Raw genomic sequence first — 12,290 nt, forward strand, 5'->3', positions numbered from 1 at the left:
GACACATAAATTATGAGGGGCTCTTGGCAAGTCGGTAAAACGTTACCAACACGGCTACCTGCATGGCAGTTATAAAACCCCCTTAGTCAAGCCGCCGACAAATCCTACCAAAACCAAGCCGCTCACGCCAAAAGAATCCAAAAGATTATGCTTGACCAACATGTTGCGGTCGAATGCCGGCGGACGGAGTGACAGGACTGCAAACGCTCGGAAGACTGCAGCCCCGGCACCCCGTCCGCCGGCATTCGATAGACGAGGAACTATTTCTTCTCTTCGCGAGCTGCCATGCGGCCGAGAGCCGCTGTAAAGGGATCGAGCAGCACGCCGGCGATAACCACAAAAGCCCACCCCTTTGTGACAAGACCTGCCCAACGCGCGAAGAACGTACGGCCTTCAATCGTTCCGAATCCTCCCCGGAAGGCAATCTCGCCAAAACCGATTACCATAAAAAGGAGCGTGGCACCGATGACCGTACCGGCGATCTTGTGTGACGCACTCCCCCGCTCAAAACCAAAAAAGTCCAGGCACATACCAACCGTTTTGCCAAACAGCGGGAGTGCGCTCAGAACCTCGGCGATCACCGTGGCCACGATGAGTTGTCCCCAAAAGCCCGTGGGGCTCGTCAGATCCAAGCCGGGCGCCCCTTCAATGATGGGGAGAAACGCGCAGAGCAATAGCGGGTTAAAGAAGCCGTTGAGAATACCGGTAACGCGGTTGACAGGTAACTTCATAGCCGTAAGCCTTTCAAAGTCATTGATAGAAAGAAGGCCGCCGGCATATGTCGGCGGCCCCGATAAAACATGATGTGCGGCAAAGCAACTACTCGAACGGCTACTCCGCCTCGCCGCCGGCCGCCATCTTCTCGGCCTCGGCAAGCTGGGCCGGGGTGAGTTTGCGATACTTGATGGCGCCAAAGACGACACAAGCCGCACAGACGATCATGCCGGCGATGAACTTCTGGTCAATCGTCGCACCAAACGGCGACGTCACGGCCTCAAACACAATGGGAGACAGTGCCATGCCAAAGTTGATGCCGGCCATGCCAATGGCAAGGTTAAACGCACGTCCCTCGGGGGCAGAGTTGCCGGCGGCAAAATTGCCCTCCAGCGGCACGTAGGTCTCCTTGCCTAGCGCAACGACAAAGCCCGCAACGCACAGCACCATAAAGGCGGGCGCAACCAGCGTCAGGCCCAGGCCAACGAGCGTCACGCCCCACGCAATCGGCATAGCCAGGTTCTTAAACTTGGCAAACAGCGGACCGACCAAAAGACCAGCCGCAATACCGGCAACGGTCATAACGGTAGAGGCAAGACCGGCCTCCACGGTACCGCCAAAGCCGCGACCCACAACAAGCAGCGAAACGTTGGAGCTGAAGAGCTGGAACGTGAGTACGAACACAAAGCTCATGAGCGTGATAATCGCGACCTCTTTAGGCATATTGGCAAACACATTGACCTTGCGCTTGGGCTCAAGATGACCCTCGGGAAGACAAACAGCCTCAATCACGATGAAAATGATCATGATGAAGTACGCCGCATAGCTATGAAACCATTCGGCGGAACCCAAAATACCGGACACCATGGTCCAGATAATGCCGCCAAGAGCAACAAAGGTGGAGTAGATGCCCATGACAAACGAACGCTGCTTTCCGCCAAAGTAATCCGCGATAAGAGCGTCCGTTGAATTCTGCACGGCACCGAGACCAAGGCCCATGACAGCAGAAGCCGCTAAGACTTGGCCGAGCGAGTCGTGGAACACCAGCACCGAGACGCCTGCCAGCATCACGATAACGTGACCGACGAGCGTCGTCTTCTTCTTGGACACGCGCGAAGCGAGCTGGGAAGACACGAGCATGGCGGACAGCGCCATCATCAACGGGATGATGCCGATAATCATCTGAACGGCAGCGATGTTCTCGTTGGGAAACGCCGCCGCGACAGAGGCCACGATGGGGACGGGCACCAACATGCCCATAATGCACATGGCGGCAGCATAAATGCCCACCAGGTACTTGATCTTGCTTTTATCCATGATCCATCCTTACACTTAAAGAAAAGGGTCGGAGCGGCCAGGCATCACCAGCGGCCGCCCCAAACACAGCACTATTAGTCGTTGAATCCGGTGAACACGGGTTCTCCGCTGTACACGAGCGCTTCCTCGACACCATCGAGCACGCGGCAAGCGCCAGACGCCATCGCCTCGAGCTCAAACTCGCCGGGATAAGCCGACACGGGGGCGATCCAAGAGCAGCATTCCTCAATCGAGGCAACGAGCTCCTTGCTGTGGACCATGCCACCTCCGAGCAAGATGCCGTCGACGTCGCCCTTCAGCACACAGGCCATCTCGCCAATCCACTTGCAGATTTGGTAAACCATTGCATCCCAGGCGCGAGCTGCAGCCTTATCGCCCGCAGCGGCACGCTCGCACACCTCGATGGCATCGGAGGTACCCAAAAGATCGACAAAACCGCCGGTCTTCATGCAATGGGCACGGGCGACATCAAGGCCGTGTTCCGCGGTGTACTTTGCGACCTCGATCGCGGGAACCGATCCGCAGCGCGTCGGTGCCATGGGGCCCTCGCCGCCGACGATGTCGTTGCCGTCCACCATCTTGCCCTTAAGATGAGCCGAGATAGAGATGCCGCCGCCGATATGGCAAACGATGAAGTTGCACTCATCATAGGGGCAACCGAGCTTTGCCGCATGGCGGATGGCGGTCTCTTTGAGATTAAGGGCGTGCAGATGCACGTTTCGATACACGCCCTTAATGCCCGTCATACGTGCGAGGTCGCACAGCTCGTCAGTATCGGGAGGATTCACCACAAAGGCGGGCTTGCCACATTTCACGGCAAATTCGTAGGCAATCTGGGGTCCCAGCTGCGCCGGGTGTTGAATGCCATTTGCGCCAACGCGAGCATGCTCGAGCATGACCTCATTGATGGCATACGTACCACCGGGCAGCGAAAGCAAGCCACCGCCGCGACCGACAAAAGCATCAAAGACCTCGAGCTTTAGGCCCGCCTCCTCCAGTGCCCCGAGAATCAGATCGCAGCGATACGGCATCTGAGCCGAAACCCCGTCGAATTGGGCAAGGTCCTTCGCATCGTGCGCAACGTTCTTACTGAGCTTGCACTCATCGCCCTCAAAAACGCCCACCTTCGTGGAAGTGGAACCCGGGTTGATTACCAGGATGCGCCAGGGAGTCTTTTTATCGGACATACCTTAAGCCTCCTTAAGCGCCTGAGCGCGCACGCAGCTCATCACCACGTTGCCGACGATCTCATCGACGGGCGCAGAGCGCGAGCAATCGCACACGATCTTCTTGAAGCCCTGAAGCATGGGACCGTAAGCATTGGCGCCGGTCAGATTCTGGATGATCTTGACGCCGATATTGCCCACGTTGATATCGGGCCAGATGACCACGTTGGCTTGGCCCGCAACAGCGGACTCACGATGCACCTTCTTGGCCGCAACCTTGGGGTTAATTGCCGAATCAAACTGGAACTCGCCGTCGATGGCAAGATCGGGACGGCGATCGTTGGCAATCTCGCGAGCACGGCGCACTTTGTCGACAAGTTCATTGTCCATCGAACCGTCAGTCGAATGCGAAAGCAACGCGCAACGGATATCCCATCCGGTCAGAGAGCGCACCGTCTCGCTCGACGAAATCGCGATCGAGGCAAGCTCCTCGCTCGTGGGGTCAACGCAAACGGCAGAATCGCCAAAAGCCAAAAGGCCACCTTCGCCGCCGTTCCAGTTGGGAATGTCGGCGATACCGCACGAGCTCACAGTGTCCACCCCGTCAGCAAGACCGACGATGGCCTGACCCGCCAGGATGATATCGCCCGTAGCGTTATCGATACCGGCGAACATAACGTCGACATCGCCGAGCACCTGCAAAATCAGGGCGCGCTCAAGCGGACGCGTCATACGGCGCGCAGCGCCCTTGGGCTTAAACTTGCAATCCGGATGAGAAAGGTAGCGCTCGCAACAAGCGGCGTTCGCCTCCTCGTCGGTCACATCGACAATCTCGATGCCGTCAAGGGAGATACCACGCTCGTCGGCAAGCTCCTTGAGCTTACCGCCGTCGCCAACCAGCACGCATTCGGCAAGATGCTCGGCGGCGATCTTTGCGACCGCCTGCATCATGGTCTCGTTTTCGCCCTCGGGAAAAGCAACGCGCATAGGCTTGGCGGCAGCCTGCTCGCGCAGGGTCTGCATCAGGTCCATGGCAGTTACTCCATCTCTTCGGCAGTGCGCTCGATAAGCTCGCCGATGGTCTTCATGACCATGACCTCGCGAACGGGAACCTCGGCATCGAGCTCGTTCTCGATCATGGACGTCAGGGCGATCATCTTCATCGAGCCCTTGCCCAGGGTCTCGAACGTCGTCTCGGGGGTCACATCGCCGTCATAGTTGTAGGCGGACTTGGCAAAATCGCAGATCTGCTGAGTGAGTTCTTCGTTCATGGCAAAGCCTTTCTAAGATAAAAAAGAGGGGCGACCACGGCGGGCTGGAGACATGGGTCCCGCCGTGGCCTAAGAGAGGAATCGAATTGTTACAAGGGTGAAAACTTAGTCGTCAAGCTCGAACGTAAGCTCCTTGTAGCCCGGACGGTCGATGACCTTGGCATGGACGCCAACGGTCTCGCCCGCCATGAGTTTGGCGCGAATCTCGGGGGCCTTCTTCTTGGTAATGCCGTAGATGACGTAGGTGTACTGAGAACCCTCGTCGATATCAACGGCGCCGTAGGCGTACTTGCCATACTCCTTAAGGTAGGGCTTGTCGTTCTGCGGACCAGGCAAGGTAAAATCGATCAGATGGCCGTGACCGGAAACCTGGACCCAATCGGTCTTGTGATAGCCGCAGGCATTGCAGGCAAGGTGGGGCGGAAACTCGACGGCTCCGCACTCGGGGCATTGGCGCGCCCAATAGATGCCCTCTTCAAGACCCGTGTAGAACTTCTTGACCACGGGCTCCATATCTTTGAGTTGCATGAGAATACTCCTTATGGGAAATCGAAAACCGCGGTCGCTTAGGCGACGGTACGAAGAATCTGGCAGCGCACGTTCTGAGAACCGCCAAAACCGCGCAGGAACGCCGTCTCGGGAACCTTCTTCATCTGGGTAGCACCGGCGACGCCACGCATCTGCTTGACGGCCTCAACGATATCGGCGATGCCGGATGCACCATGGGCGTGACCGAAGTTGCAACGACCACCGTGCGGGTTGATGGGCTTATCGCCGTCAAAAGCGGTGCGACCATCGATCGCGTACTTCCAAGCCTCGCCGCGCGGAATATAGCCGCACTCCTCAGCCGAGACGATCTCGGAAGCAAGGAAGAAGTCATTGCACATAAACAGGTCGATCTCGTCGGGGCTCACGCCGGTAAGGTCGTAGACCTGCTTGGCGGCAAGCTCGGTAGCCCAGTGCTCGTTGTGAAGCAGGCCGGCCTCGACCGCAGAAGCGCCCGTACCCAAAACCTCAATAGGCGCATACGGCACGCCCATGGCCTTGGCCTTCTCCGTGGGCATCACGACAACAGCTGCGGCACCGTCGCATTTCTTCTCAAAGCCGGTAACACGCAGGTACTGCGTAACGCGCGGGTTATACATGCTCTTGAGATACTCGTCGGCGGTATCGAACCCGGCTGCCTTCGCGTCCTCCTCGACCGTAGTCTCGTACCAGGCAAGGGGATTCAGGACGGCACCGCGGCGAAGGCTCTTGGTAAGGCCGTTCAGGGCGTCATCAATCTGATCGGCGGTAAGGTCGTACTGCATCGAATACTCGTTGATCCAGTTGTCGAACGACACGCCAAAGGCGCCGTCGAGCGGGCGACCATACGCGCGGTCATAGATCTTATCGAGCGAGGGAATCATGACGTCGAGCGTAAAGTCCTGACGAATATGGGAGGGCATATGCTCGACGGGAAGAGTCGAAGCCAAATCGCAGGCACCCGTAAGGACAACGTCGTAAGCACCGGAAGCAACCGCCATCACGGCCTGCTCAAGGGCGACGTAACCCGTGCAGCAAGCCTCGGAATGATGGACGGAGCCCTTGGCACGAACGCCAAACCAATCGGCAACCTGCATGTTGGGGGTAATGCAATCGCCAACGAGATACGGATTGGCGCTGCCGTGATAGAAAAAGTCGATATCGCGGGGCTCAAGACCGGCATCGGCAATTGCCTCGAGGGCCGCATAGCCAAACGCCTCGCCCTCGCCAATACCCTGGGTCTCGGGATGCTCCTCAAAATCCTTGAACGGGGTGCAGCCCACGCCTACAATCGAGACGCTGCGCATGTTCTTTCCGAGCGTAACCACTGAATATCACATCCTAATCATGTGAAGGTGTACGGAGTGATGGCGCAGTCCGGCCGCGAGCGAAGGTGAGAGAGCGCTCGCGGCTTTTCTGTGCCGTCACACGTTGAACTACTGCAGTGGTTCTTTTGAACGTAGCTTTAGTTTATGAGGGGTTAAACGAGACACGTGAGACAAAAAGCCCCGATGTGTCCCATCATATGGGACGCATCGGGGCTAAGCGTTCCAAATAGCAGATAAACGGACTCGTATTATTTGAGCTAATGATCAGAGATATCTAAAACTCGCCCTGAATACAACCGTTTATCCCCAAATATCGACCGCTCACGCGACTGGCCTTTCAAAATCGGGAATACGTGGGTGTTGATGACGCGATGCATCGTCGACAAAGAGCGGTGCGTAGAACATGCGATTGAGGGCGGCGGCAACGGTGCGCGCCTCAAGGTCGGGCCGGGCCTCGAGCCAATACTGAATGAGGTTATGGTGGCCCGCAAGCGCAAATGCTAGATACAGGTCGAGGTCCGTTTCATCGGAAAATGTCGAGCGAAGCCGATTGCGAAAATAGTCATGCATAAAGATCGTTGCCTTGTGAGCAAACACGGGGTCGCCGTTATCGCTGTTAAGCGCCAAAACTTTCGAGCGATTAGTCTTGAGGATCTCCATGCGCTTGATCATCGTGGGCGTAGGGTCCAGCTGCGCATCGCCAAAGCGAGCCTCCAGCGCAACATCATTGATGTCCTGCATATTCTGGAGCAGCTCATCTTCAAAACGTTTAACCACATCATCGACAGAGCGATAACAGCGATAGAACGTCGATTTGGATGTATGGGCAAGGCGAAGTACCTCGGCCACCTTAATCGACTGCACCGGAGTTGTCGCCATAAGTTCAAAGACGGCATCCTCGATCCGTGAAGCAATATCGTTTTGAGCGTTCAGTGACATGGCGGCCTTCCCTATTGGCGATTGGCTCCTATGCTACCCGAAAGGCATGCTCCTTGACGACGATACGAGGCTTAGAGCGTGCCGCACAAGAGATGAGACAGCGACCGTATGTCACCGACGAAGTATTCCATCCGCCGGGCATGCCATCTTTGCGAGGGTCAATCGAAAACCCCACGCCTTCAGCCTTGAGGATGGCCTCGATGCTCGTCCACGTCTGACTCATGCGAAGATTGCGTTCTTGCAAATTGGGAGCAGCGTTAATCCACGCGCGCTCGTCATCGTTCACCATACGCCCAACCGCAACGGGAGCAATCTCATCGATCGCCTCGATATCCACGCCAATAGGTCCTCCAACCGACCGAGCAACATCGGAAACAGCGAGGACGGCCACGCTTCCGCCATGTGAAATGGAAATAGAGGGTGCCTCCCCATCCGCAAGCTCGATCTTGCCGAAAGCAGAACGCGCAAGCTGGGCGTCGTCGAAGACACCCAGGGCGTCGCGAAGCAGCAGACCCACGCCTGCAGCTTCCCTCCGAGACGCAATTGGGAGATCACCGTTGGAAGCACGTAAGGCATAGCGTCCCGCGATTAATGCCATATCAACGGTCTCGCCGAGATCGATCGCAGAAACATCAACGAGATGTACGGTTATATTCAAAATGGTCAACCCCCACTCGATTGAGATGACAAGGCTAAACAGACGCTCAGAACCGCTCTTTCATGAATCGAGGTACCTTTTGCCGGCGATTTGGCGACCAAAACAAAACAGCCCAGAGGACATAGCCTCTGAGCTGCGAACATTTGGTGGGCGTTAGAAGATTTGAACTTCTGACCTCTTCCGTGTCAGGGAAGCGCTCTCCCCCTGAGCTAAACGCCCAAATGGAGCGGACAACGGGGCTCGAACCCGCGACCCCAACCTTGGCAAGGTTGTGCTCTACCAACTGAGCCATGTCCGCCTGCAAGGATTTAATATACGGGATGATCCACCCAAATGCAAGAACTATTTTCGAATAATTTGAAAAAAGTTCGAGGCCAAGCAACGGGTACGAAACAACGGGTACGAAAAAACCCGGCTACCGTGGTAGTCGGGCTGTTGCGCTTGGAGCGGACAACGGGGCTCGAACCCGCGACCCCAACCTTGGCAAGGTTGTGCTCTACCAACTGAGCCATGTCCGCATATGTAAAACAAAACGGGCGCCGGAGCGCCCGGATGTTGCCTGGAGGCGAAGCCCGGATTCGAACCGGGGGTAAAGGCTTTGCAGGCCTCTGCCTTACCACTTGGCCACTTCGCCGAAAAAGGACCGCTTGAGACGGTCCGGAAATGCAATGGAGCGGACAACGGGGCTCGAACCCGCGACCCCAACCTTGGCAAGGTTGTGCTCTACCAACTGAGCCATGTCCGCTTGCGGGTTATTAATTTACGCGAGTTGCCCAAAAGACGCAAGTACTTTTTTCAAAAAAGTTGTCCGCCACATGCTCTTGGCAGATAAACATGTCAAAACGATTTACTAGGCGCACGATTCCAACGTTCCGCTAAACAGCTTGACCATCCGAACGCGCGTACCGGCACCATCCGTACGACGGGCAACCTCCACGTTGTCGACCAACATGCGCATGAGCTTGATTCCACGCCCGCGTTCCTCAGTCGTAACCGGCTCACTCGACCCGTCGATCGAATAGCCCGCCCCACGGTCGACGACCTCAATCACGACGCGATCGCCGTAGGCCTGAACCGTCAGGATGCATCCGATACCGTCCGCATGGTCATACGCGTTGCCCAGCGCCTCGCCCGATGCCAATGCGACGTCATAGCGCTCGTCACGACGCAGCGGAAGCGATTCAAGCAGCTCGGCAATACGGTGTCGGTAGTACGGAAGATTCTCGATGCCCTGGCGCACCTCGACGCTCTTGCTCCAGCGCGGCAACTCCCCCACCGGAATGGCAGGAATTGACTCGCGCGGCGGCCCTGCAACATGGAGGATGTCGACAAGTCGGGCAATCTCCAAAAAGCGAACAACCTCATCGGACGCATTAACAAGCGAAAGCAAGCCCTCGCGCCTCATGAGCTCCCTGGCACGCGTGAGCAAAAACGCCAAGCCCGTCGAATCGATGAAGCTCACAGTCTGGCAATTGATGACAACACGACGCACGCCCCGGCCGATCAAATTATCCAACCGTCGGCGCAACGCGGTCACCGAGGCGATGTCGATATCGCCCGGTGGCGTCAAAACCGCTATGTCATTCCACTCATTCATACGACCATGGTTCCCCAAAAGAGTTCGCTCGATGCATACGTATCTGTAACTGCGAAGATTTTGCCCGTCAAGCGTCGCGGTCTACGATCGACCTCGTAAAAATTCAAGGGAAACCAGCGCGATGTCATCGTCCAGCGCCGACTCGGTAAAGCGGTCAAGCTCGCCCAAGACCTTACCGCAGATTCCCGATACGCCCTCACCCGAGACAGAGAGCAGAAGGTCGCGAAGGCGCTGCTCGCCAAAGAAAGCACCCGAGCGATCGCGTGCTTCAATCGTTCCGTCGGTATACATAAAGAGCATGTCACCAGGAGCGAACGTAAAGGCGCCCGTCTCGTACACCATGCTTTCAAAGGCACCGATTACGCCCGATTGACACCCAAGGAGCTCCACCTCTCCCCCTCGGGCTTCCGTGCCGCCAAGCGGCGTCGACGACGGTCTGATGACCATGGTGGGAGGATGTCCCGCCGAGCAATAGGTAGCTCGGCCCGCTTTAAGATCGATCTTGGCGATAAACGCCGTCACAAACGTCTCGACCCTCGAAAAGCCCATGAGCATACTATTGAGCGAGCGGGCCATGCGTGCGGGCCCCGCGCCCTCCCAGGCATAAGCCGTCAACGCTGTCTTAACGAGCGCCGACATCGACGCCGCCTCGATTCCCTTGCCGGACACATCACCCAAAATCATAACGGCGCAATCGTCGGGAAGACGAACAAGCGTATAGAAGTCGCCGCCGACCAACGCCGAATTCGTTGCCGATAGGTATACCGAATCGGTTGCGATACCCGGAACGTCACTAAGCGAATTTCTCATGCCAATCTGAAGCGTCTGAGCGATATGGCGCTCTTCGCGCTTTTGAGACTCGCCCTCATAGATCAACTCAAAGTCGTGCGCCAAATGCACCATGTAGTCGTATTCGAGATCGTCGATTGGCTCCTGGCTGCCATCGCGGAGCAGCAAGGCGCGCGTCGTCGGTCCCTTGGCGACATCAGCGGGAACAATCGCATCGTTGCTTCGCTTGCCATCCGCCTCCAAGCGATAGCGCCCCGCCTCGATACCAGAGTCGACATATAGTCCCTGGCACGGCAGGCCGTGAGCCCTCAGCCATGTACCCATAGGCGTGGATTCGTCCACACGCGTTAGACGCACGTGTTTAAGATCGTCAGCGCTCGTCCCGCCCAGCACCGATGTCTCGAACCCATCAGAAGTTGCCCCCAGGCGCGCCGCTGGCGTCGTGACAGAAAAGAAGAGCGACTCCGGATCGCCCGGCAACGCCACACGACTGCCGCCCTCAAAATCGATGACATAGGATTCGAGGCCCGCATCATACTCCACGGGGCAGAAATGACAATTGAGCACGGCGCAGATTTCCGACGACACGGCACGCGAGGCGGCAACAGGATCATCAAGATAGGCAAACAACTCATCACGCAGCACATTGAGCGAGCGGCCGAGCTCTGCCGTACGACGCGAACGCAGGCTCGATGCCATGCCGACCAGCTGAATGGACAGGTAATCGCAAATGACTTCGAGCACGTTGACGTCATAGGCAAGCGGCGCCTGCGGACGTTTCCAACCGACCTCCAATACGCCAAGAACCTGAGTGCCGTAAAACACGGGAAGGCAGATCTCGCTACGATATGGGGGCATATCTTGCACGCGTAGCAGGTGCTTAGAACGATTGTCCAAGTCCATGAACATACCCGAGGCGACTCGATCGCCCTCCAGGTCCTGTTGAATCGACAAGCGGCACGCACGCGACTCGCGAAGCACATACGTCGGGATGCCTGCACCATACGGCATAAACTCGGGCAGGTAGCTGTCATGCAGCTCCTTAGAAACGCCGCGAAGCTTAAACCCGCCGCTCTCAGAAAAATAAATGGCAGCACCCGAGGCATCGAGCGTTCCTACAAGTTGGTTCAAAACGGTATCCAGCAAACTGGGCAGCTCATCGGAGCCTACCGTGCTCATAATGACCGACAACGTGCCCGAGAGACGCTTATTCGCCACCCTGAGCTCCGAAAGTGCGCGCTTGAGCTGACGGTCGTGCGAATACTGTTCTTCGATGCTATGGAGCGCCACCAGAACGCGCGGCGCGCGGCGGCCAAAGATGCGAGGCGGTGTAACCGAGCCGGCACGAACGAGGACGGGAATAAAGGAACCGTCGCTTAGCTTGAGCATCAACTCGCTCTCGGTTCCATTGGTCTCAAACGGAAGACGGTGCTCTGTCGCGCGCTCAAATGCCGAAGAGTACAAGAGATCTTTAACGTCGCCATTGATCACATCGGGACGCTCTTCACACATCAGGTCGAGCAATCGATTATTCACATGCAAAATGGTTCCGTCGAGCTCGCAGATGATGACCGCATCGCTAGTGATCTCGACCAACTGGGCAACGTCTGCCCACTCGTTGCGCTCAAGCGTTTCCATCGTGAACCTCACCGTCTATCGGTAACAAAAAAGCCTCCGAAGAGGCTCCTCAAATGCGATGGTGTCGGAGGCGGGACTTGAACCCGCATGACCAAAAAGCGGTCACTAGCACCTCAAGCTAGCGCGTCTGCCAATTCCGCCACTCCGACATGCTATGTTGTTGATTCGCGGTTCGTTTTGTTGGACCCGCGCGTTCAACGAGGAAGATAATAACCTATGTTTCGAGAGCTGCGCAAGCACTTTTTTGAAAAAAGTTTACGAATTTGTAATTGCACAGGTAGATTCGTATGTCCGGTCCCGAATCGGTGTTGCCTCCCGGCGCATTCCGCAGGGGGAGCGATATTTTGC

Annotated in this window: 11 protein-coding genes and 6 tRNA genes; all 17 read right to left on the reverse strand. The window is 56.9% G+C overall.

Annotation, left to right across the window (positions count from 1 at the left end; all coding sequences use genetic code 11):
- Window positions 1-260: 260 nt before the first annotated feature.
- Window positions 261-731, reverse strand: a complete 471-nt coding sequence (locus DXD94_RS08360) for a hypothetical protein (RefSeq protein ID WP_117763796.1) — start codon at window positions 729-731, stop codon at window positions 261-263.
- Window positions 732-831: 100 nt separating this feature from the next.
- The gene (locus tag DXD94_RS08365) at window positions 832-2,031 is read right to left on the reverse strand and encodes an MFS transporter (RefSeq protein ID WP_117743879.1); all 1,200 of its coding nucleotides are present in this window, start codon (window positions 2,029-2,031) and stop codon (window positions 832-834) included.
- A gap of 74 nt (window positions 2,032-2,105) precedes the next feature.
- Window positions 2,106-3,218, reverse strand: coding sequence for a butyrate kinase (gene buk / locus DXD94_RS08370; protein WP_117735331.1), 1,113 nt, complete (start codon window positions 3,216-3,218; stop codon window positions 2,106-2,108).
- A 3-nt stretch (window positions 3,219-3,221) separates the two neighbouring features.
- Complete coding sequence (locus DXD94_RS08375) at window positions 3,222-4,229, reverse strand: phosphate acyltransferase (protein ID WP_117735332.1); 1,008 nt, start codon at window positions 4,227-4,229, stop codon at window positions 3,222-3,224.
- A 5-nt stretch (window positions 4,230-4,234) separates the two neighbouring features.
- Complete coding sequence (locus DXD94_RS08380) at window positions 4,235-4,468, reverse strand: acyl carrier protein (RefSeq protein WP_055251381.1); 234 nt, start codon at window positions 4,466-4,468, stop codon at window positions 4,235-4,237.
- A gap of 105 nt (window positions 4,469-4,573) precedes the next feature.
- Window positions 4,574-4,996: a Zn-ribbon domain-containing OB-fold protein gene (locus DXD94_RS08385; RefSeq protein WP_117583871.1), complete on the reverse strand. Its 423-nt coding sequence runs from the start codon at window positions 4,994-4,996 to the stop codon at window positions 4,574-4,576.
- Window positions 4,997-5,034: 38 nt separating this feature from the next.
- Window positions 5,035-6,321, reverse strand: a complete 1,287-nt coding sequence (locus DXD94_RS08390; protein ID WP_233502238.1) for a thiolase family protein — start codon at window positions 6,319-6,321, stop codon at window positions 5,035-5,037.
- Between the two features lie 321 nt (window positions 6,322-6,642).
- Window positions 6,643-7,260 carry a TetR/AcrR family transcriptional regulator C-terminal domain-containing protein gene (locus DXD94_RS08395; protein ID WP_117735333.1) on the reverse strand — a complete coding sequence of 206 codons (618 nt, stop codon included), beginning with the start codon at window positions 7,258-7,260 and terminating at the stop codon, window positions 6,643-6,645.
- 28 nt (window positions 7,261-7,288) lie between these two features.
- Complete coding sequence (locus DXD94_RS08400) at window positions 7,289-7,777, reverse strand: 4'-phosphopantetheinyl transferase superfamily protein (RefSeq protein WP_158564814.1); 489 nt, start codon at window positions 7,775-7,777, stop codon at window positions 7,289-7,291.
- Between the two features lie 285 nt (window positions 7,778-8,062).
- A tRNA-Val gene (locus DXD94_RS08405) sits at window positions 8,063-8,137 on the reverse strand.
- A gap of 3 nt (window positions 8,138-8,140) precedes the next feature.
- A tRNA-Gly gene (locus DXD94_RS08410) sits at window positions 8,141-8,216 on the reverse strand.
- Between the two features lie 144 nt (window positions 8,217-8,360).
- Window positions 8,361-8,436: transfer RNA gene (locus DXD94_RS08415), tRNA-Gly, on the reverse strand.
- A 42-nt stretch (window positions 8,437-8,478) separates the two neighbouring features.
- Window positions 8,479-8,552: transfer RNA gene (locus DXD94_RS08420), tRNA-Cys, on the reverse strand.
- A 35-nt stretch (window positions 8,553-8,587) separates the two neighbouring features.
- Window positions 8,588-8,663: transfer RNA gene (locus tag DXD94_RS08425), tRNA-Gly, on the reverse strand.
- A 105-nt stretch (window positions 8,664-8,768) separates the two neighbouring features.
- Window positions 8,769-9,515: an anti-sigma factor antagonist gene (locus DXD94_RS08430; RefSeq protein ID WP_117735335.1), complete on the reverse strand. Its 747-nt coding sequence runs from the start codon at window positions 9,513-9,515 to the stop codon at window positions 8,769-8,771.
- A gap of 81 nt (window positions 9,516-9,596) precedes the next feature.
- On the reverse strand, window positions 9,597-11,942 hold the full coding sequence (locus DXD94_RS08435) for a GAF domain-containing SpoIIE family protein phosphatase (protein ID WP_117763798.1): 2,346 nt from the start codon (window positions 11,940-11,942) through the stop codon (window positions 9,597-9,599).
- 59 nt (window positions 11,943-12,001) lie between these two features.
- Window positions 12,002-12,091, reverse strand: a tRNA-Leu gene (locus DXD94_RS08440).
- Window positions 12,092-12,290: the final 199 nt, after the last annotated feature.

The organism is Collinsella sp. TM10-22 (assembly GCF_003466125.1).
Taxonomy (GTDB): Bacteria; Actinomycetota; Coriobacteriia; order Coriobacteriales; family Coriobacteriaceae; genus Collinsella.